This window comes from Chloracidobacterium sp., assembly GCA_015075585.1.
Lineage (GTDB): Bacteria > Acidobacteriota > Blastocatellia > Pyrinomonadales > Pyrinomonadaceae > OLB17.
The window spans coordinates 1,631,593-1,652,029 of sequence record JABTUB010000001.1; the positions used below are offsets into that span (position 1 = coordinate 1,631,593).

General features: G+C 52.9%; 20 protein-coding genes and 1 tRNA gene. 8 read left to right on the top strand and 13 right to left on the bottom strand.

The window, feature by feature from the left end:
- Positions 1-53: 53 nt before the first annotated feature.
- The 7 genes from gap to HS105_07545 all read left to right on the top strand — a co-directional run bounded on the left by gap (position 54) and on the right by HS105_07545 (position 6,990).
- Positions 54-1,061 (top strand): type I glyceraldehyde-3-phosphate dehydrogenase, encoded by a 1,008-nt coding sequence (gap, locus tag HS105_07515; GenBank protein MBE7516439.1) that lies wholly within the window; start codon positions 54-56, stop codon positions 1,059-1,061.
- Between the two features lie 12 nt (positions 1,062-1,073).
- On the top strand, positions 1,074-3,413 hold the full coding sequence (locus HS105_07520; GenBank protein ID MBE7516440.1) for a hypothetical protein: 2,340 nt from the start codon (positions 1,074-1,076) through the stop codon (positions 3,411-3,413).
- Positions 3,414-3,542: 129 nt separating this feature from the next.
- Complete coding sequence (locus HS105_07525) at positions 3,543-4,772, top strand: phosphoglycerate kinase (protein MBE7516441.1); 1,230 nt, start codon at positions 3,543-3,545, stop codon at positions 4,770-4,772.
- Positions 4,773-5,639, top strand: a complete 867-nt coding sequence (locus HS105_07530) for a YitT family protein (protein MBE7516442.1) — start codon at positions 4,773-4,775, stop codon at positions 5,637-5,639.
- Between the two features lie 17 nt (positions 5,640-5,656).
- Positions 5,657-6,412: a triose-phosphate isomerase gene (locus tag HS105_07535; GenBank protein MBE7516443.1), complete on the top strand. Its 756-nt coding sequence runs from the start codon at positions 5,657-5,659 to the stop codon at positions 6,410-6,412.
- Between the two features lie 27 nt (positions 6,413-6,439).
- Positions 6,440-6,886: a preprotein translocase subunit SecG gene (secG, locus tag HS105_07540; protein ID MBE7516444.1), complete on the top strand. Its 447-nt coding sequence runs from the start codon at positions 6,440-6,442 to the stop codon at positions 6,884-6,886.
- A gap of 19 nt (positions 6,887-6,905) precedes the next feature.
- Positions 6,906-6,990 (top strand) — tRNA-Leu (locus tag HS105_07545).
- A gap of 53 nt (positions 6,991-7,043) precedes the next feature.
- On the opposite strand, the gene argB is transcribed toward HS105_07545, so the two are convergent.
- The 13 genes from argB to HS105_07610 form a co-directional block, all read right to left on the bottom strand.
- Positions 7,044-7,934, bottom strand: a complete 891-nt coding sequence (argB, locus tag HS105_07550) for an acetylglutamate kinase (GenBank protein MBE7516445.1) — start codon at positions 7,932-7,934, stop codon at positions 7,044-7,046.
- Complete coding sequence (locus HS105_07555; GenBank protein MBE7516446.1) at positions 7,931-8,929, bottom strand: N-acetylornithine carbamoyltransferase; 999 nt, start codon at positions 8,927-8,929, stop codon at positions 7,931-7,933. The genes argB and HS105_07555 overlap by 4 nt, the downstream gene beginning before the upstream one ends.
- Positions 8,926-10,089, bottom strand: a complete 1,164-nt coding sequence (locus tag HS105_07560; protein MBE7516447.1) for an aminotransferase class III-fold pyridoxal phosphate-dependent enzyme — start codon at positions 10,087-10,089, stop codon at positions 8,926-8,928. Before HS105_07560 ends, HS105_07555 begins: the two co-directional genes overlap by 4 nt.
- Before the next feature lie 50 nt (positions 10,090-10,139).
- Positions 10,140-11,180, bottom strand: a complete 1,041-nt coding sequence (gene argC / locus HS105_07565) for an N-acetyl-gamma-glutamyl-phosphate reductase (GenBank protein ID MBE7516448.1) — start codon at positions 11,178-11,180, stop codon at positions 10,140-10,142.
- A complete protein-coding gene (locus HS105_07570) occupies positions 11,177-12,220 on the bottom strand; it encodes a hypothetical protein (protein MBE7516449.1) in 1,044 nt (347 codons plus the stop codon). Before HS105_07570 ends, argC begins: the two co-directional genes overlap by 4 nt.
- Positions 12,217-12,630, bottom strand: coding sequence for an arginine repressor (locus HS105_07575; GenBank protein ID MBE7516450.1), 414 nt, complete (start codon positions 12,628-12,630; stop codon positions 12,217-12,219). Before HS105_07575 ends, HS105_07570 begins: the two co-directional genes overlap by 4 nt.
- A gap of 106 nt (positions 12,631-12,736) precedes the next feature.
- Positions 12,737-13,942: an MCE family protein gene (locus HS105_07580; protein MBE7516451.1), complete on the bottom strand. Its 1,206-nt coding sequence runs from the start codon at positions 13,940-13,942 to the stop codon at positions 12,737-12,739.
- Positions 13,926-14,813, bottom strand: a complete 888-nt coding sequence (locus tag HS105_07585; protein ID MBE7516452.1) for an ATP-binding cassette domain-containing protein — start codon at positions 14,811-14,813, stop codon at positions 13,926-13,928. The genes HS105_07580 and HS105_07585 overlap by 17 nt, the downstream gene beginning before the upstream one ends.
- Positions 14,813-15,583, bottom strand: coding sequence for an ABC transporter permease (locus tag HS105_07590; GenBank protein ID MBE7516453.1), 771 nt, complete (start codon positions 15,581-15,583; stop codon positions 14,813-14,815). The genes HS105_07585 and HS105_07590 overlap by 1 nt, the downstream gene beginning before the upstream one ends.
- A 111-nt stretch (positions 15,584-15,694) precedes the next feature.
- Positions 15,695-16,258: a periplasmic heavy metal sensor gene (locus tag HS105_07595; protein ID MBE7516454.1), complete on the bottom strand. Its 564-nt coding sequence runs from the start codon at positions 16,256-16,258 to the stop codon at positions 15,695-15,697.
- On the bottom strand, positions 16,255-16,947 hold the full coding sequence (locus HS105_07600) for a zf-HC2 domain-containing protein (GenBank protein ID MBE7516455.1): 693 nt from the start codon (positions 16,945-16,947) through the stop codon (positions 16,255-16,257). The genes HS105_07595 and HS105_07600 overlap by 4 nt, the downstream gene beginning before the upstream one ends.
- A 2-nt stretch (positions 16,948-16,949) precedes the next feature.
- Positions 16,950-17,528, bottom strand: a complete 579-nt coding sequence (locus HS105_07605; GenBank protein MBE7516456.1) for a sigma-70 family RNA polymerase sigma factor — start codon at positions 17,526-17,528, stop codon at positions 16,950-16,952.
- Positions 17,529-17,626: 98 nt separating this feature from the next.
- A complete protein-coding gene (locus HS105_07610; GenBank protein ID MBE7516457.1) occupies positions 17,627-19,099 on the bottom strand; it encodes a proline--tRNA ligase in 1,473 nt (490 codons plus the stop codon).
- A gap of 135 nt (positions 19,100-19,234) precedes the next feature.
- Between HS105_07610 and HS105_07615 the strand changes: the two genes are divergently transcribed.
- Complete coding sequence (locus tag HS105_07615) at positions 19,235-20,437, top strand: proline dehydrogenase family protein (GenBank protein MBE7516458.1); 1,203 nt, start codon at positions 19,235-19,237, stop codon at positions 20,435-20,437.

The following is a 20,437-nucleotide window of genomic DNA, read 5'->3' on the forward strand; positions in this document are numbered from 1 at the left end:
GTTAATCTAAATGTTTTGGGACACAAATATTCCGGGAGGAGCTTCTTAAAACAATGGCTATCAAAGTTGGCATTAACGGTTTCGGACGTATCGGACGCTCGGTAGTCCGTACATGGCTTGGCGATAAGGATATTGACCTCGTCGCAGTAAATGATCTCACAGACACAAAGACGCTGGCACACCTGCTCAAGTATGATTCTGTGATGGGAAACCTCGAACACACGATCACGGCAAATGAAGGCTCGATCACGGTCGAGGGAGACACTTTTAAGGTTTTTAGCGAGAAAGACCCTGCCGCGATCGATTGGAATTCCGTCGGAGCAGAGATCGTGATCGAATCGACCGGCCGCTTTACGAAGGCCGAAGATGCCCGCAAACACCTTCGCGGAAGCGTAAAGAAGGTCATTATCTCGGCTCCGGCAAAAGGTGAGGATGTTACGGTCGTGCTTGGCGTGAACGAAGAGATGTATGATCCGCAAAATCATCATATTATTTCGAACGCGTCGTGCACAACGAACTGCCTGGCACCGGTCGCAAAGGTAATCCACGACAAGTTCGGCATCAAGAATGCCTTGATGAACACGATCCACAGCTATACGAACGATCAGCAGCTGCTTGACCTTCCTCACAAAGACCTCCGGCGTGCACGCGCCGCAGCACTCTCAATGATCCCAACCTCAACGGGTGCGGCAAAGGCGATCGCTCTTGTCATTCCTGATCTGAAAGGGAAGTTTGACGGCATTTCGGTTCGCGTTCCCACTCCGGACGTGTCTCTGGTCGATGTGGTCATCAATGTTGAGAAGGAAACGACGACCGAAGAGGTCAACCAAGCCCTCAAGGATGCTGCGAACGAAGAACTGCGGGGCATTCTTGCGTTCTGCGAAGAACCGCTTGTCTCGATGGATTTCAAAGGTAACTCGAACTCATCGATCGTTGACGCCGAAAATACGACCGTTATCGACGGCAACTGCGTAAAGATCCTGTCATGGTATGACAACGAGTGGGGTTATTCGTGCAGGGTACGCGATCTCGTAAAATATGTCGCCTCAAAAGGACTTTAAGGCCATCAATTTATGACATCTCTTACAAAGGCCTTCCATGCGTGCCTCGCAGTTTGTTTGCTTGGCACGCTTTTGCTTGTATTCGCACCGGCGGCCTCCGCACAGAAGCGCAAAAAGGCCGTCCAGCGGCGGGAGATCATAGCGAATATCTACACAACCGTAGATACGGACGCCCCGCCGAAGAACGCAACGCCCGAACAAAGGATCCGACTCGAAACTTTTGTGCGCATCTGGGAGACCGTTCGCGACAACTACTTTGACACTACCTTTAACGGAAACGATTGGAACAAGGTGAAGGTGCGTTTTCGGCCCCGCGTTCTTGCAGTTCAGAACGATCTCGAGTTCAACAAGCTGATGTATGAGATGCTGAATACGCTGAACAGGTCGCACTTCGCCGTCATAGCTCCATCCGCGTATCAAGAAATAAACAAGGCCCGGACAGAATCGCGGGCACGGGAAAAGGCAATGAACAAGCCTCAGGCCAACGCGGGCATTCCCGATGATAACGATGAGGACGAACCGCTGATCCTTACCAATGAATCGAACTACAGGTTCGGTATTGGCGTTGAACTACGCCTTATTGGTAAAAAATTGGTCATTTCGCGTGTCGAGAATGATTCGGCTGCGGCATTCGCAGGCGTTAAAGCGGGTTATATTCTCGATAAGATCAACGGCGTCTCGATGACCGATGTAATGTGGCGCACACTTACCTTTTATTCGTATATCCGAAATATGGAGCGGCGGCTTCCACGCGAGATCGTCGAATGGTTCCTTAACGGAGAAAAGGATACGAAAGTCGCCATAAGCTGCCTTGACGGTGAAAATAGGCCCGTCGATTTCCTGATAAGCCGCGAGCGTCTAAAAGGCGAGTTGATCTCGATCGGCCCAAATTTCCCGCGCCAATTTCTCGACTTCGAGGCCAGGTCACTAACGGACGACGTAGGCTATATTCGATTTAATCTTTTCGCCGTACCTGTTATGGATCGGTTCTGCAGTGCTGTACGGGATTTCAAGAACAAGAAAGCCTTGGTAATTGACCTTCGGGGCAATGTCGGCGGCGTTCTGGGGACGATAAACGGATTATCCGGCATGCTCGTTGACAGAAAGGAATTGATGGGTACGGCGATATACCGCCATGGAAATGAAGAAGTACTTGCATATCCAAAGGCGAATCACTTCACCGGCTCACTCATCTTGCTAACCGACGCCTATACGCTTTCGACCGGAGAGGTCTTTGCGGCAGGACTTAAAGAGAATGGCAGGGCATTGCTGGTAGGTGAGCCGACGGGCGGCGAAGCATTGCCGTCGCTCAGCCTGCGCCTTCCGGATGGCGGCGTTCTGATCTATCCGGCGGCGAATTTTCGTACGCGCGACGGCAACCTGATCGAAGGCAATGGCGTAAAGCCCGACATTGCCGCGGTAAATGACCGAGCGGCCATGCTGGCCGGACATGATGTTCAGCTTGACACGGCCCTCGCCGCTATTGCTCGCGGCGACGCACCGCAAAAGCCCAAAGTGATCCCGCCGCCTGATGCTAAGGTCAAAACGATAAGCGGCAATGCGATTCAGGCCGCCGATCGTGACTCACCGCCAAGGGCTAAAGTAACGCCGAGTGGCGGCATTCGCGAAGCAGATCCATCGCCGCCAAGAACTTTAGGTTCCGGTTCGGGTTCCGGCTCGGGACAGACAACGCCATTCGACCCTGTTGCTCGAAAACTGATCGATGATTTTATTGCAAAGATCGGTGGCCGTTTTGCACTCGCAAAGCTGCGTTCATATAGCGCAAGCGGTATGGATACGGTTGAGATCGCCGGCTCACTAACGGAATTTGGTTTCAAGGTCTTTGGAAATGGGGAAGGCAAATACTTGATGCTCCTCTCGTCCGAAACCGTTGGTGAGGCAAGGCAGGTCTTCGACGGTAAGACGCTTTTACTCCAGACCGATTTCGGACTTGAAAAGACCATTCCGGGTATAACCACGATCGACAATGTCGATATTTTTTATATTTTCAAACTGATCAACGATCCGGATGCCGCTTCCGGACTGGTTTATTACGGACGGTTCGATTCGCCGAGAATGCCGAACGGTAAGCTGGATATTATGGCCGTCAAATTAAAGGCGGGTGGTGAGGTGCTGCTGGGTTTCGATCCGGTTTCCGGGATGCTTCTCTCCTACTCGCAAGCCGCAGGCCTGTTTGACCTTTCGGATTATCGTAATGCTGACGGCCTGCTTTTGCCGTTTCGGCTTAAGAGCGGCAAGGTTGTTGACATCGCTCTCGATGAGATCAAACTTGATCAGAAATTTGACGAGGCCATATTCGAACGGAAGAAGTATTGTTTCGACGATCCTTAAGGCGCCCGTAAATCGAAAAGTTGTTGAAATTGGAGCCTAAACGCTGAACATTCACATCACACCTAACGCGCTTTTGACCAAGAATGGTAAAGTATTGGCACGCGCCCGCATCGGGCTTGGACAGAACGGATGAACAAAAAGAGTATTCGAGAAGTTGATCTCGCCGGTAAACGTGTATTTTTGCGGGTCGATTTTAACGTACCTATAAAGGATGGCGTCATCACCGATGACACCCGCATAAAGGCCGCTTTGCCGACTATAAGATACGCGTTGGAGCATGGCGCCCGACTTGTGATCGCATCGCATCTCGGCCGGCCTCTCAAGGATAAGAAGAAAGCGGAGGAACGCGGCCTGCCGTACGATCCGGCTAAGTATTCATTGAGGCCTGTCTTTGAGTACTTGTCGAAGTTAGATGACTTAACTATTGCATTTGCAGGCGATTGCGTTGGCGGTGATGTATCGGCGAATGTCTCTGCTTTGAATGATGGTCAGGCACTGCTGCTTGAGAATCTACGACTTTACGCTGGCGAAGAGGCCAACGACGACGAGTTCGCAAGACAACTTGCTGACGGCGTCGATGTTTATGTGAATGATGCATTCGGCACCGCTCACCGCGCTCATGCGTCAACCGAAGGCATAACGCACTTTGTAGGGGAAAGGGTCGCCGGCCTTCTGATGGAAAAGGAGATCGAGTTTCTCGGAAGGGCCTTGCATGCCCCTCAAAGGCCATTCGTCGCCATTTTGGGCGGAGCAAAGGTTTCGGATAAGATCCCGGTCATCGAATCGCTCATAGAGCGAAAGGTGGACAAACTGCTGATCGGCGGTGCTATGGCGTACACATTCTTCAAGGCACAGGGCTTCACGGTCGGAAAATCACTTGTCGAGGACGATATGATGCCCAAGGCACTCGAGATCGAGGCAATGGCGAAAGCCGCAGGCGTTGAGCTGATTCTGCCGACCGATCATCAGGTTGTTGATTCATTCGATCCGCTAAATTCACGGCGTACGATACCGATCGAGTTCACTAACGCGGGACTTGTCGGCCTTGATATCGGCGTCGAAACGGCGGCGCGTTTTGCCGCAGCACTCGAAGGTGCCAAAACTATCGTTTGGAACGGCCCGATGGGGATGTTCGAGGAAAAGCCATTTGACGAAGGGACGCTTGCTATTGCCGAAGCCGTCGCACGGGCGACGGACGCCGGTGCGACGTCGATCGTAGGCGGCGGTGATTCAGTTGCGGCGATAAACCTCGCAGGGCTTAACGATCGGATCACACACATTTCGACGGGCGGCGGCGCAACGCTCGAATTCCTTGCGGGCGATGTTTTGCCCGGAGTTGCTGCTTTGAACGATAAATAGATGATAAAAGGAGTTCCCGGTGCAGTTGTGAATTGCGGCCTTATTGCCTCAGGTATCTTTTCAGCTGCATTCGGACTAAAAGGTTTCCTTCTATCAAGCCATTTCATCGACGGCGGCGTCACGGGCGTTTCGATGCTCGTATCGAATATATTCGGATTTTCATTGCCCACGCTGTTGGTTATCTTTAATCTGCCGTTCATCGCTTTTGGATATAAACAGATCGGCAGGGCTTTCGCGATCAAAAGCACGCTCGGCATCGTCGGGCTTGCCGTGGTGCTGCAGGTCGTACATTTTCCCGACGTAACGCCGGACAAACTTTTGACCGCGGTATTTGGCGGACTCTTTATCGGTGCGGGCATCGGCCTCGCTATCCGCGGAGGGTCAGTTCTCGACGGCACCGAGATCGCCGCTCTATTGATCAGCCGTCGCAGTTACATACTGAACGTCGGCGATGTGATACTGATCTTTAACGTACTGATCTTTCTTGCTGCGGCGTTCTTTTTGGGCATCGAACCGGCTATGTACTCCATCTTGACCTATGTCGCGGCGACAAAGGCGATTGACTTCCTGATACACGGCGTCGAAGAGTACACTGCAATAATGATCGTATCGACAAAGAACGATGAGATCCGAGAGGCTCTGGTCACAAAGCTTCGACGCGGCGTAACCGTCTTGAAAGGAAGCGGAGGACTTCGAACAGCGGGTGAGGCCGCTGAAGAACGCGATATTCTCTACTGTGTAGTTACGCGTCTGGAGATCGGAGTGATCAAGTCCGCCGTAACGGATATTGACCAATATGCGTTCATCACTACACACACTTTGACCGATGTGGACGGAGGCCTTATCAAACGGCAACTCCTTCATTGATGCCATAAGATCACACTATGCGAAAACCTGTAATTGCCGGAAATTGGAAGATGTATAAGACGCTCGCCGAAGCCGTTGAGACGGCTCTTGCTCTTAAACCGCTCGTTGCGAATGCGAACCATTGCGAGGTCATTATTGCACCTGTTTTTACCGCACTGAAGACCGTTGCAGACCGTATGGAAGGCTCAAATGTACGTATCTCTGCCCAAGATTGTGCCGAAATGAACGAGTTCGGAGCACGAACCGGCGAGGTTGCACCTGTCATGCTGCGCGACGTAGGCTGTACGCATACCATTATCGGTCACAGCGAGCGGCGGCAGTTCTGCGGCGAGACCGATGCCTCGGTCAACAAGAAGACGGCTGCAGCACTTGCGGCCGGGCTTACGGCGATCGTTTGCGTGGGCGAAACGCTCGATCAGCGTGAGATAGGTGCGGCAAATGCAGTGGTCGAGGCACAGTTGATACAGGGCCTGTCAGGTTTGACAGTTGCCGACATGGAACGTATCATAATCGCTTACGAGCCTGTCTGGGCGATAGGTACCGGTAAGACGGCAACGCCCGAACAGGCTCAAGAAATGCACGCTCATATCCGCCGAACGCTTAACGATACGCACGGCGCGGATGTAGCAAAAGCCGTCCGTATCCTTTATGGCGGCTCGGTCAAACCGGACAACATCTCGACGCTTATGTCGCAGCCCGATCTTGACGGTGCATTGGTCGGCGGAGCCAGCCTCGATGCTGAAAGCTTCGCTAAGATCGTTAATTATAAGTAATCGGGAGTCGCGACGTTGGAATACCTCTTGTACGGAATATTTTTTCTCTCTTGTATCGTCTTGGTCGGCGCGGTACTTTTGCAGCCCGGCAAGACCGATGCGGGAGCGTTGTTCACGAGCAACGTTGCGAGCTCGGCACTTGCTCCGCGCGGAACAACAAGCGTCCTGTCAAAGATCACCATCGCGGCAGCCGTTATTTTTATGGTCTCGGCTCTTTTGCTTTCGATGCCGGCATTGACAGGCAATGTTTCAGTACTTTCGAGCAACCCTGACAGTACTGCTTCGGAAACTGAAGCAGTCACCGAGGCACCCGCTAATCCGGCACCCGCGGATGCGAATGCGAATACTGCGGCTCCCGCCGATAACACGGAAGCGGCGCCGGCCGCGAATTCAGTTCTCGTTCCGGATACCGGCCATGGCGCGGTGATCAAGGAAGAACCCGACAGCACAAAGAAGCCCGTCGAGAAGAAGTAGGGCTTTGTTTGAAAATTTTGCTCAGGTGGCGTAATTGGTAGCCGCGCACGTTTGAGGGGCGTGTGGAGTGATCCGTGCGAGTTCGAGTCTCGCCCTGAGCACCACTCATTTAATAAGAAATGCAGGCAGCACGAGGTGCACAGCCTGCATTTTTTGCCTACGATCTTACGACCATCGTCCCTGTTCCTTCATCAGTAAAGACCTCAGCCAAGATGGCGTTACGATGAGTGCCGCTGACGACGTGAGCTGATGCTACGCCGCGCTCCAGCAGCGAGATCAGGCTTTCGAGTTTCGGTACCATTCCGCCGAGGGCCTTTCCGGTTTCGATCATTCCACGAGCGTCATCGGTCGTAATGCATGAAAGTTTTGTCGTTTCATCCTCCGGTTTGAGATAGATGCCGTTCACATCCGACAGCAAAATTAGCTTTTCGGCGTGCAGGCTCACCGCGATCTCCGCAGCGATAGTGTCGGCATTTATGTTGAACACGCGGCCGTCGTCATCTGCCCCGAGCGATGAAACTATCGGCAGGTAGCCTTCGGCAAGCATTGCATTTATCAAAGCAACGTCAACGCTCACAACATCGCCGACATGGCCAAAGTCTATCGTCGTCCTTTCGCCCGTATCCTTATCGAGGATATCTTTTGGCGGCCTGCGTCGTGCCGAAATAATGCCGCCGTCGATACCTGAAATGCCGACCGCGTGGATACCTCGTCGGCGGAACTGCGCGAGAATTTCGGTATTGATCTTACCGCGAAACACCATTTTCGCGAGTTCGAGCGTGTCATCATCCGTAACGCGACGGCCCTCGACTATCTTTTGGACCACGCCGAGTTTCTCTGCGAGTTCGGTAAGCTGCTTGCCGCCGCCATGGATCACGCACACGCGGATGCCGACCTCGTGAAGCAAGGCGATCTCTTCTGCCAGTGATTCGAGGTTTGCCTTATCTTCGGTAACCTTGCCTGAAAACTTGATGACAAAAGTCTTGCCGGCAAAGCGTTGAATATACGGAAGTGCCTCGCGCAGCAGGTCAAGCATTTCAATATTCATTTAAACACCTCGGTCAAGATCGCCTTCTGAATATGGAGGCGGTTCTCGGCCTCATCAACGACGACGGAGCGGGCAGATTCTATAACTTCGTCGGTAACGACCACATTTCTGCGAACCGGCAGGCAATGCATAAAGATCGCATCATTGGTCCGCGACATCTTTGCGGCGTCAACGATCCATTGGGGGCGTAATTTTTCACGATACGCGATCTCCGCCGCCGCATCACCGTAAAATTGTTTGGCGCCCCAACTTTTTGCATACACGACATCTGCATTCTCGAACGCAGCGTTCACGTCATCCGTGAGTTCAACGGTCGTTCCGTTCTCATCAGCTTTTTCGTTGAGTGTCCGAACAAGCTCATCATCCAGCTCATATCCTTTCGGTGCCGCGATCGTTAGCTCGTGGCCGATCTGCGCAGATGCAAGAGCAAAGCTGTTAGGCACGGCCATCGGCAATGGCTTAGGATGCCACGCCCAAGTCATCACGACCTTCTTTTTGCCCGCACCGAGCTTTTCGCGAATCGTCATCATATCTGCCACTGATTGACACGGATGGTGCATCGCCGATTCGAGATTTATGATCGGTACCGATGCGTATCTCGCGAAAGCATTAAGGATCGGATCCGTTCGTTCGCTTTCCCAATCCGCGAGTTTCGCGAATGTCCGCACCCCGATCGCACTAACATAACGTTCAAGCACCCGAACAAACTCCTTCAAATGTTCCGTCTTATCGCCATCCATCACAACACCTTCGCGGTGCTCTAAACTCCAGGATGTGCTTCCGGGTTCAAGAATGATAGGATTTCCGCCAAGTTCGTAAACGCCTGCCTGCATCGACGCTCTTGTTCTCAAACTCGGATCAAAGAAAACAAGCGCGACGGACCTTCCTGCAAGAGGCTTTTCGACGATCGCGCCGCTTTTGATCTTTAATGCAAGATCGATCAGTGAGTTGAGCCGTTCGGCCGAAAGCCCCGCGGTCGAAAGATAATTTTTCATTCAGCCAATACCTCGATCAATTTATCCAACTCATCCGTGCTGACGCAGAGCGGCGGCAGAAGCCGCATCACATTAGGATCGCTCGATGTTCCGGTAATTATTGCTCTTTCGATAAGTTTCTGATGGATCGGAGCACATTCAGTGTCAAATTCGATCCCAAGCAAACAGCCTTTTCCGCGTATGCTGATGACACTGCGGGCCCCTTCGAGATACGAACGCAGGTGTTTTTCGGCGGCCAGTGCATTCTCCAGCATATTCTCTTGCTCGATGGCTTCGATGGTTGCCGAGACCGCGGCCATCGCAAGCATTCCGCCTCCGAAAGTCGTGCCGAGGTCATTTGTTCTGATCTCCGAAGCCAAACTTTCGCTCATAAGGCAGGCGCCGACCGGAACACCGCTGCCTAAGGACTTTGCGAGCGTGATCACATCAGGACAAACTCCGCCGGCGTTATCGCTGCCAGAAAAGAACCAGTTGCCCGTGCGTCCGACTCCCGTCTGAACTTCGTCGAATATCAGAATGATGCCGAGTTCATTACACAATTCACGCAGGGAAATAAAGAATTCGGGTGGTGCCTCGCGCACGCCTGCCATTGATTGTATCGGCTCGACAATGATCGCCGCTGTGTCGCGATCTGCAACCCGACGCACACTTTCGATATCGCCGAACGCTGCCATCAAATGCAAAGGAACATTCGGTTCGCCGATCTGCCGGTATCTTCCGAGAAATGTTGCTGAGATCGAATCGGCAGTTCGTCCGTGAAAGCCGCCGTCGAATGACACGACCTTCGCGCGGCCGGTTGCAAGGCGGGCCGTCCGCATCGCATTTTCGTTCGCTTCTGTCCCCGAATTGCAAAAGAACGCGCGGCTCAGGCTGTCGGGAGCTATCGAGACCAATTTTTCTGCGGCTCTTGCACGTACGTCAGAATAAACAAGATTCGAGTAGAACATCAGCCGGTTTGCCTGTTCTGTTATCGCTCTGACAACGTGCGGATGCGAGTGGCCTGTCGCACACACCGCATGGCCTCCGTAGAGATCAAGGTATTCGCGGCCCTCGCTTGTCCAAATTCGCGTGCCCGAACCACGCTCAACAGCAATACCCATCTTTGCGTATGTGGACACTTCGCAGTTGTCCTCGATGTGTTTAATATCTTCGAATTTCATTTGAAACGCCCAAAATGACCGCCGCTCTTATCGGTCGCGGCCGGCCGCCCCTACGGATTTGATCCTGTGAAGACAAGGCCCGTTCGCTCTTCGAGGCCGAACATAAGGTTCATGTTCTGCACCGCTTGGCCCGCAGCGCCTTTGACGAGATTGTCGATCGCCGCGAATATAACGACCTGATCATTGCTTGTGTAAAGAGAGATGTCGCAGAAATTCGTGTTCTTCACCCAATTTATATCTGGCGAGCCGTCAACCACGCGAACAAAGAAGGAACTGCGATAGTAGTGGGTAAAAAGGTGCCGGAGGTCATTGTTAGTAACCAGAACCGTCGTGTCCAGATAACACGATACAAAGATCCCGCGCGAAACCGGCATGCTGTGCGTCATGAATACCAGACGGTCAGCGAACGGACCGACCTCGCATAAATGCTGGGTTATCTCCGGTAAGTGTTGATGAACAAATGGTTTGTATGCATAAAAAGAATTGCTTCGCTGCGGATGGTGCGTATTTGCGGTCGGCTTTGCCCCCGAACCGCTCGACCCCGTCTTGGCATCTACTATGATCTTTCCGCTCAAAAGGCCGCTGTTCACCATCGGGGCCAGCGCGAGCAATGTTGCCGTTGCGAAGCAGCCCGGATTTGCAATGTATTGAGCGTCCTTTATTCTGTCGCGATTCGTCTCGGTCAGGCCGTACACGAACTTCTTCTGCAGATCACCGGCATGCTCGCGGCCATAGTATTCCTTGAACACGTCTTCGTCGTCCAAACGAAAATCGCCCGACAGATCAATTACCTTGACGTTCGGCGGCAGCTGCGGGACGAGTTCAAGCGCCTGCCCGTGCGGCAGTGCGAAAAATGCGACGTCGATCTCCGATTCGGTAAGATCTTCCGGTGTCGGTATGAACTCCAGATCGGTGAGCGAGTAGAGGTTCCGATGAACAGAACCGACAGCCTTCCCGCCGTGTTCATTAGCGGTAACGAAGACGATCTCCGCGTTCGGATGGATCAAGAGTATTCGCAGCAGCTCACTTCCTCCATAACCCGAACCACCGAATATGCCTATACGGATGCGTTGATCTCGCTGATCGGTCATGCGACTGCCTCCGCAAAGGTGTGTGCGGCATCGACCAATTCATACAGTCTTTTGCCGTCGCGCCGAGCATTTCCGGCCGCGATGCCGAAATTGTGTGCAACAAAGTCCTCGCCCATCTGCGAATCGGTTACGGAACCGGCGATCACATCGGGAATGATGCCGAACTGCTTCAAGATCGAAATGCCGCCGGCGACACCGACATAATCTGATGCGCAGAAAACAAAAGCTCCCATCGCATCACGGATCTCAGCATCAGCAAGGATCGATTCGACAGAATAGCCGCCGAGGATGCCGTCACCCAATTCGGCAACGATAAGTTCAGGCCCGCTTTTCTCAAGATGGTTCAGAATACCCTTCGCCACTGATGCGAGGTCAGGATGATCGACCGAAGAGGGAAGCCCGCAATCAAGAAAACTCGCCGTCGCGACTGCCCCATGATCCTGCATATTCAGTGTATCCCGCATACAGGCGATGCCTGTCAGCTTTGCGCCGGCGACACGCACGCCGGCATAGGCTGCTTGCTTGATGATCTCGGTCGCTGCAACCGTCTTACCCGAATTCATACATGAACCGGCTACTACGACCAGCCTGGAATCGATCTTCAGCGAACTTTCCGAGGGCAATGCACTCCGGTCGATGTTTACCATTCCGCCGTTATCACAGCATACAACGCCGATAACCTCGACCTCGATCGCATCCGAAAAAGACGAGTGGTGGCCGCGGCACTCTCCTATGACGCCGCCCATGTTGAGCAAATGGAGACGTTCGCCTTGTTGAACGGATTCCGGCACCTCGCCGACAAATCCCTTTAGAGCTCGGCGCTTTCCAAATGCCCCGATAAAAACATCACCGGAATTTACCTTTGCAAGGCGGCCCGAAGGAAGTTCTATGTTGCCGTAGGTAAGGCTTTCCGTAAGAGCTCGAACCGCAACTACATCGCCCATCCGAACTTTCCTTCGCTCGGTAACGACAGAGACCGTTCGGCCCAAACCAAGATTTCCGACAACTGAGCCGTGCTTTTGCACCTCGACCATTTTCATATCTCGAACAACTCCCAAATCGCTTTGACCGCGGCCGCCTGCATAGTTTCGTCGGCCACTGCAATAAATATCGTATCGTCGCCGGCGATGGTGCCGATGATGTATGGAATGGCGGCGGCATCGATCTTAACAGTAACAGCGGATGCGAGGCCGGAAGGGCAATGGCCTACGATCAGATTGCTTCCCGCCGGTTCCAGAGATCGCAGCATCGGGTCGCCGATAGCAACAGGCGGCATTTTGTAATGCCCGTTCACCTTTGCAATACCAAGTTCCTCAATATCCCGCGAAATGCTCGCCTGCGTTACCGCAAAACCGACCTCGATCAGTTCTGCAACTAACTCTTCCTGCGTTGAAATGTCTTTCTGCCTAATAAGCTGCTGCAAGGCCTTTTGTCTGTCGGATTTTTTCATAACGAACACAGAATATCAGCGGAACACCGATGCTCAGTAAGCAAACATAACTATACAAATAAATGTATGTTTATGCAAGTACGATGTATATTTATGCGGAACTTTCCTAAAACAAGGCAAGTTTTATGCGGAGGAATTTTTTCGGATTTGCTCGAAAGTCCTTAACAAGCTGCGTCCCTTCACCTGTAAATGTCGCCACATTATTCGCTGTAACACTTAGATTGTTATACAACGTCTCGTCATTCAATATCTTGCCGAGCGTGCCTTTGCCGTTGTGGGCATCGCCAAGTATCGCGTCGAGCTTTGCCGCTACAGTATTAAATCTGTCAAGAGCAGAACGGGCATCGTTATAAAGGGCCTCGTCCTTCAGCAGCTTGCCCGCTGAACCTTTGCCGTCGCGCAGGTCGGCAGAAACGACCTTCAGATCGGCAGCAATATCGTTGAACTGACTTACCGCTTTGCGCAGATCGGTAACCGCCGCACGGGTCTCGTTGTAAAGCGCATCATCAGAAACGAATTTTCCGGCCGAGCCTCGGCCCGCTTTAATGTCAGCGGATATTGCCTCGAGCTGAGCAACGGTGCGGTTTAGGCTGTCGTAAAGTTCGGGGTCGTTAACAAGTTTGCCTGCGCTGCCTTCGCCGCTGTTTATCTTTTCGATCGTTGTCTTAAGGCGCGATACGGTGTCGCGCGTTTCCGCCACGGCTCCGTCAAGATGGTCGTATAACTGCTCGTCATTGATCACACGTCCCAGCGTACCTTCGCCAGTATTCGCCTTGTTCAAGATGTCGTTAACCGGCGTTGCGAGCTTATTGATCTGTTTGAGAAGGTTGTTACCTGTTTCGGTTAGCTGATTCATCGAGATCGATTCGATGCTCGGCAGGATGGCGTTCTCATCGATGGGCGAACCTTTTGACGTGCCCGGCGAAATGTTTATTAGCTTGTCGTTCGCAAGCAGCGAGGTTGCCACCATCTGCGCGGTCGAATCCGTTCTGATAAGCTCGGTGATCGGGCGCTTCTCGAAGGTTCGCGTAACCGACATTGACGCCTCGACACGCTCTTGCTCCGTTGCATCCGAACCGAGGAACGTTACCTCATCGACCTTGCCGATGGAAACGCCGGCGAGCTGCACTTCAGCTCCGGGTCTGAGCCCGTCCGCGGTTGGAAAGCGAGCCTTCAATCGAAGCTTCTTTGCAAATGGGTTGAAATCGCCGCTCGAATTCAGGATCAAGAAACCGAGCGCGATCAGAGCCGCCAGCACGAAAATACCGACGCGTAACTCGCTGATCGTAATGGCCTTATTGCTTCGTGGCATTCGTCCTTCGTCCGCGAATAAAGTCGTAGATATAGTCTTCGCGGCTCTCGAACAGCTGGTTCTCAGAGCCGCTGAATATGATATCTCCGTGTCTGAGCATCATAACAGAAGTATTCAGCATACAGAGCGTTTCGCCCTCTTTTTCGAAACTAACGCCGCCCTTGTCGTCAACAATAGCATATTCTGACGCGAGATACTCAAGGTTGTTCATCTCGTGCGTGACGAAAAGGGAGGATACTTCCTCAAGATCACGGAGCTTGATCGCAAGTTCGCAGATCGTGCGTGCCGTCGGCGGATCGAGTCCCGCTGTCGGTTCATCGAACAGCACAATGGTCGGACTTCCGACGAGTGCCCGCGCGATGCCGACGCGCCGCCGCATTCCGCCCGACAGTTCGGACGGCATCTTGTCTATCGCGTCCGCGAGATCGACGAACTCTAACATTCGCCTCACTTCATCCTCGATCTCGTCCTCATCGACATTCTCCTCGGCAAGCCGGTAGGCGACGTTATCGTAAACCGAGAGCGAATCGAAAAGAGCACCCTCCTGAAAGACCATTCCGATCTTCTTCCGGATACGCATCATTTCCTGATCATCAAGCTCGGTTATGTCTTCGCCGTCAATAAAGACCTTTCCCGAGTCGGGGCGGATAAGGCCGAGCACCAAATTGATGATGGTTGACTTCCCGGTACCGGAGCCGCCGAGTACAAGCCGCGTTTCACCGCGTCCGAGCGTAAAGCTGACCTTATTTAGGATCACGAGGTCATCAAACGCCAGTTCAACATCTTGAAACTCGATCGCCGGAACAAGCCCGAACTCTTCGCCGCGGCTTTCGACGACAGCGTTATCAGCGATTTCGTCAACTGCGATCATCAGAACATCGTACTCGAAAAGAAGGTTTGCAGGATCTTTGACAAAAAGAAGTCGGCAATGATCACGCAGACAGAGGCAGCAACCACCGCATTCGTCGTCGATCGCCCGACACCAACGGTACCGCCGGTTGTATTCAGACCCTTGTAGCAGCTAACAAGCCCGATTATCAGCCCAAAGACCAAAGGCTTTATAACACCGCCGAGAAGGTCGGTAAATGATACACCCGCACGGACCGACGAGCTATAAACCGCCATATCAAGATTGTAAAGATACTTTGCTATCAAACCGCCGCCGATCAGTCCGGCAAGGTCCGCCGCAACGGTCAAGAGCGGCAGCATCACGATCAAGGCGGTAATGCGCGGCGTCACAAGTTTTCTTGCAGGTGATGTGCCGAGCGCCCGCATTGCATCGATCTGTTGGGATACGACCATTGAGCCTAATTCCGCCGAGATCGCACTGCCCACGCGGCCGGCGACCATCAATGCGGTCAGTACCGGCCCAAGTTCGCGAATAAGCGAAGTGGCGACACCCTGGCCGGCATTATTTTGTGCACCGTAATAAACCAACGTCGGATATGCCTGGAGAATGAGGACACCGCCGGTAAAAAACCCTGTCAAAAGCACTATGCCTGCCGAACCGACACCGATCAGATCCATTTGCCGTATGATCTCTTGGGCGTAGCGAGGCTGTTTCCCAAGCCCTTTAATCGCACGCCACAAGAGATTGGCTGCACCTTGAAGCTCTAACAGGAACTTTTTGAACAGATTCATCGCGGCAGGACTAAAGTCGTTTCGCAACAATGGTATAACGAATGAACGTCCATAGCAAAAAGGCCTTTCCCAAAAAGCGAAAGGCCGGGTACGGAGGGTTGCTGTCTGCCGTTAGTTCGTTCGCGGATGCTGCATCGGCGGAGCCTCACGGCTGTCTGTGCCGCCGGGACGGCCGGGAGCCATTCGGTTTTTGGGCATCCTTGGCCGGGCGGCGGGCCGGCGCATTCCTTCGAATTGCTTTCTCAGATCACGAAAACGTATAAGCTGCTCAGGCGTCAATATCTTACGAATCGAAACCTCAGAGATGTTCCGGATTCGGGCGACCTCGGCCTGCGCTTCCTGCGTTTCCTTCAGCTTCTGCTGCACATCCGGTTCATTAAGGGTGTCAGCATAGATCGCTTCGTCGAGACTCTTCGTTGCTTCGCGAAGACGATGCTGCGCCGCCTGAAGCACAGGCTTCTGCTTTGCATAAAGAGCCTTGACATCCGCCCATTGCTCGGCCGTTAGTCCTAGGTGCATCAAAAAGCTGCCCCGCTCAGGGTTGCCTTTCGACATCGGCGGAGCCGGTGCTTTTTGCGGAGGAGCATCCTGAGCATTGGCGGCCGCTGCAAATGTAAAAACTATCACCGACGCAGCGGCCGTCAACCCGATATGTTTTACAAATGAACTTATCATAAGCTTGCCTCTTCCATGTCAAAAAGGTCCCTCAAACGAAGTGACTGATCCTCTTCATCCGCCTCGAACTGCGGATCGGGAACCGTCCGGGCAGGCGAAGCCGAGCGCGTCTTCACCGCAGGAACGTGAGGGGCACTGCCGGTCGATGCAGCCGTTTGAGGCCGTATCGATCCTTGTCTGGGCCGAACAACCTTCGCCGCAACGATCTCGGCAGAATTGTCATCAGTTACAGCATTTGCCGTCTCGGTTTCTGTCGCCGCACGCTGATCCGCCACCGCCGGCGAAATTACCGCAGGAGCCGCACTGTTGCGTGCCGTTAAGGTCCGATCGCCGCTTCGTTGAACCAACATCAGGGTCATCAGGCCCAGTACGATCAAAACTGACGCACCGACGAATGCGGGTGTTGACCAACCCCATGAGAATGCGCCTTTCAGACTTTCAATGAATCCGGGCTGCCTTTCGCCGTAGGGAATTACGATCCGCGGGGTTCGAAGCGGCTCGAATTCTTCATTTTTCCACTCAAAGACGGAATAGTGCGACAGCGAAACGGCTGCCAGCTCATCTATACACAAAGAGCAATCAGCCAGATGGCCTTCGAACTTCTCTCCGTCCGTGGTCGAAAGCTCGCCGTAGATATACGAAGTCAAATATTCGTAAAATTCACAGTCGTTGCTCTTAATTGCTTTCATCGCTAAACCACCTCGATGGGCGTTCGATCCAATTTATGCCGAAGCTGCTTCAACGCCGTGTAAAGCCTGCTTTTGACCGTACTCAACGGTAATTCAAGAGTGTCGGAGATCTCCTGGAACGTCATTTCCTCAAATTCCTTCATCACGATCACCTGCCGAAGGTCGCCGGGCAACCCAGCTACCGCATTTCTGATAAGCGACATTCGCTCCGCTCGTTCGGCTGTATTGGCCGGTGAAGCCGATGCCGATGCCACAAATACGCGATCTTCGCTTCCGTCCTCGCTGTCCAAGTGGTCTTCCGCCCGGGACTTTTGCCGCCGCTTGATCGTAAGACACTGGTTAACGGCAATTCTATGGAGCCACGAAGAAACCTTCGCCTCGCCTCTGAATTTTTTGATATTTCGATATGCCGCCACAAAAGCCTCTTGGGTCGCGTCTGCCGCGTCGTCCTCACGGCCCAGCATTCCGAAACACAATGCAAAGATCTTCCGTTCCCAACGGCGCACGATCTCACCGAACGCGTCATCATCGTCACGTATTGCAAGCTCGACCAATTTTTCGTCAGTCAGGTCCCTGTACATTCAGAAACGGCCCTAAAACTTTCGCGGCCGATACGAAAAACGACCGCCTTATGTAACATTAGACGGCCGAATTACAAAAAAAGTCGAATAAACCTAGATCAGTACGCTTTTGCGAACACTACACGACGAGCTGAGTCTCTGCCTGAGAACACGCATTTCCCGGCGCCGTCGCCCTCATCGAGGGGAATGCAGCGAATGGTCGCCTTTGTCTCAGCCTTTATCGCCTCTTCGGTTTCAGCGGTGCCGTCCCAATGCGCCGACACGAAGCCTCCGCGCTCGATCTGTGCCTTAAAATCGCCCCAACTGTCTATAACAAAAGTATTTTCAGCACGAAACTTCAACGCACGTGCATAGATATTCGACTGTATATCATCGAGCAGCCGCGTAATGTGGCCGACAATACCTTCAAGCGACACACTTTCCTTTGTCAATTCATCACGCCGCGCAACCTCAACGGTATTGTTTTCGAGATCGCGCATCCCGATCGCGAGCCTTACCGGTACGCCCTTAAGTTCATACTCGGCGAACTTCCAGCCCGAACGCTGATTGTCGCTGTCATCGTATTTTACCGAAACGCCTGCGGCTTTGAGATCGGCAACTATCGGATCGATCTTTGCGGTGATCGCGGCTAAATCTTCCGGTGCTTTGTAAATAGGCACGATCACGACCTGGATCGGCGCCAATTTCGGCGGCAGCACAAGCCCTTGATCATCGGAATGAGCCATTATCAAGGCTCCCATCAACCGCGTTGACACGCCCCAGCTTGTCGCCCATGCATATTCGAGCTGATTTTCCTTGTTAACGAATCGCACGTCAAAGGATCGCGCAAAATTTTGCCCTAAGAAGTGGGACGTGCCGGCCTGCAATGCCTTTCCGTCCTGCATTAGCGCTTCGATGCAATAGGTCTCTTCCGCACCGGCAAATCGTTCGTTCGGCGTTTTCACGCCCTTCAACACGGGCATCGCCATCCAATTTTGGGCAAAGTCCGCGTAAACGCCGAGCATCTTCTCGGTCTCTTCTACTGCCTCGTCCTTCGTGGCATGAGCTGTATGTCCTTCCTGCCACAAGAATTCCGTTGTACGAAGGAACAGACGCGTCCGCATCTCCCAGCGGACAACATTTGCCCATTGATTGATCAAGAGCGGCAGATCGCGCCACGATTGGATCCAGTTCTTGTAGGTATTCCAGATCACTGCTTCCGAGGTAGGGCGCACTATCAGTTCTTCTTCGAGTTTCGCATCCGGATCGACCATAAGGCCCTTACCGTCAGGTTTCGCCTTCAGGCGGTAATGGGTGACGACAGCACATTCTTTTGCGAAGCCCTCCGCATGTTCTTCCTCCTTTTCAAGGAACGATCGCGGTACAAAGAGCGGAAAATACGCATTCTGATGGCCTGTTGCCTTGAACATATCATCAAGAGCGCGCTGCATCTTCTCCCATATGGCGAAGCCATACGGCTTTATCACCATGCAGCCGCGAACGGAAGAGTTCTCCGCCAGATCGGCCCGTTTGACGATCTCGTTGTACCACTCGGAGTAATTCTCCGACCTTTTCGGAAGTCCTTTGCTCATAATGATGTATCGCGCGGCTGTGCCGCGTCGGTAAAACTGCAATGATAAGGCAATTGGCAAAATGTAGCAATTTTGCCTCAACTCCGCACGCCGCCACTGCGTGTTCGGTTGGCGTTATGTTAGAATTTTCGCGCTATGAGCGAATTTCGGCTTGATCTTCAAGATACGGCGGTCGCCTTTGCCGACCGCACCGATGCGGAACTGAAAGAGAAACACAGATTGTTCAAACTGCTGAATTCACCGGCGCTCAATTCATTGGGTGCGTCGGCGACCAAATTGGCGTTAAAGATCGGACTGCCGGTTCAAGGGCTGATCAAATCAACGATCTATAAACAGTTCTGCGGCGGCGAAACAATAGCGGAATGCGACAATGTCATCCGCCGGCTCGGAAACGCGAAGATCGGAACCATCCTTGACTACGCGATCGAAGGCAAATCCGCCGAGGCTGATTTTGACGCTACGAAAGACGAGATCATCCGAACGATCGAAAGGGCGAAGAACGATCCGAATATCCCGTTCTCGGTGTTCAAGGTGAGCGGTATTGCGCCGTTCGGCACACTCGGCCGCATGAGTGCAAAGAAAAAGCTCGATGCAAAAAGCCAAGCAAAATGCGAACGCATTAAAAGCCGCTTTTATGAGATCTGCCGTTATGCATACGATGCCGGACAGCCGATATTCGTTGATGCCGAAGAATCGTGGACCCAGGATGCCGTCGATCGGATGACGACAGAGATGATGGAGCAATTCAACCGAGAACGGCCTATCGTTTTCAATACGCTTCAAATGTACCGCACCGACAGGCTACAGTTTCTCAAGGACTCACACCAAGAAGCGGTCAATAACGGCTATTTCCTCGGCGTCAAGCTTGTGCGAGGCGCGTATATGGAAAAAGAACGCGAGAGAGCCGCAGAGCTTGGCTACGAATCGCCGATCTATCCGACCAAGCAGGATACCGATACTGCATACGATGCGGCGATCGAACATTGCCTGCGGAATATAGATGAGATCGCATTCGTTGCCGCCACACATAACGAGGCGAGTACCGAAGCACTTGCTGCCGCTATGTACCGGGAAGGCGTGCCCGTTGACCACGAGCATGTTTTTTTCTCGCAGCTTTACGGAATGGGCGACAATATTTCCTACCTTCTGGCCGACAATGGTTATCGCGTGTCGAAATATGTGCCGTACGGCCCGGTTTCAGACACGGTTCCGTATCTCATTCGCCGAGCCGAAGAGAACTCATCGGCCGCAGGGCATATGAGCCGCGAACTCGTTATGCTTCAGAAGGAGATAAAGCGCCGCTCATCATTGCGAACTTCGAACGCGAAAGCCTCGTAA

Coding starts and splice junctions, on each gene's coding strand:
- gap (MBE7516439.1), top strand. CDS start 54: ATGGCTATCAAAGTTGGCATTAACGGTTTCGGACGTATCGGACGCTCG.
- HS105_07520 (MBE7516440.1), top strand. CDS start 1,074: ATGACATCTCTTACAAAGGCCTTCCATGCGTGCCTCGCAGTTTGTTTG.
- HS105_07525 (MBE7516441.1), top strand. CDS start 3,543: ATGAACAAAAAGAGTATTCGAGAAGTTGATCTCGCCGGTAAACGTGTA.
- HS105_07530 (MBE7516442.1), top strand. CDS start 4,773: ATGATAAAAGGAGTTCCCGGTGCAGTTGTGAATTGCGGCCTTATTGCC.
- HS105_07535 (MBE7516443.1), top strand. CDS start 5,657: ATGCGAAAACCTGTAATTGCCGGAAATTGGAAGATGTATAAGACGCTC.
- argB (MBE7516445.1), bottom strand. CDS start 7,934: ATGAATATTGAAATGCTTGACCTGCTGCGCGAGGCACTTCCGTATATT.
- HS105_07555 (MBE7516446.1), bottom strand. CDS start 8,929: ATGAAAAATTATCTTTCGACCGCGGGGCTTTCGGCCGAACGGCTCAAC.
- HS105_07560 (MBE7516447.1), bottom strand. CDS start 10,089: ATGAAATTCGAAGATATTAAACACATCGAGGACAACTGCGAAGTGTCC.
- argC (MBE7516448.1), bottom strand. CDS start 11,180: ATGACCGATCAGCGAGATCAACGCATCCGTATAGGCATATTCGGTGGT.
- HS105_07570 (MBE7516449.1), bottom strand. CDS start 12,220: ATGAAAATGGTCGAGGTGCAAAAGCACGGCTCAGTTGTCGGAAATCTT.
- HS105_07575 (MBE7516450.1), bottom strand. CDS start 12,630: ATGAAAAAATCCGACAGACAAAAGGCCTTGCAGCAGCTTATTAGGCAG.
- HS105_07580 (MBE7516451.1), bottom strand. CDS start 13,942: ATGCCACGAAGCAATAAGGCCATTACGATCAGCGAGTTACGCGTCGGT.
- HS105_07585 (MBE7516452.1), bottom strand. CDS start 14,813: ATGATCGCAGTTGACGAAATCGCTGATAACGCTGTCGTCGAAAGCCGC.
- HS105_07590 (MBE7516453.1), bottom strand. CDS start 15,583: ATGAATCTGTTCAAAAAGTTCCTGTTAGAGCTTCAAGGTGCAGCCAAT.
- HS105_07595 (MBE7516454.1), bottom strand. CDS start 16,258: ATGATAAGTTCATTTGTAAAACATATCGGGTTGACGGCCGCTGCGTCG.
- HS105_07600 (MBE7516455.1), bottom strand. CDS start 16,947: ATGAAAGCAATTAAGAGCAACGACTGTGAATTTTACGAATATTTGACT.
- HS105_07605 (MBE7516456.1), bottom strand. CDS start 17,528: ATGTACAGGGACCTGACTGACGAAAAATTGGTCGAGCTTGCAATACGT.
- HS105_07610 (MBE7516457.1), bottom strand. CDS start 19,099: ATGAGCAAAGGACTTCCGAAAAGGTCGGAGAATTACTCCGAGTGGTAC.
- HS105_07615 (MBE7516458.1), top strand. CDS start 19,235: ATGAGCGAATTTCGGCTTGATCTTCAAGATACGGCGGTCGCCTTTGCC.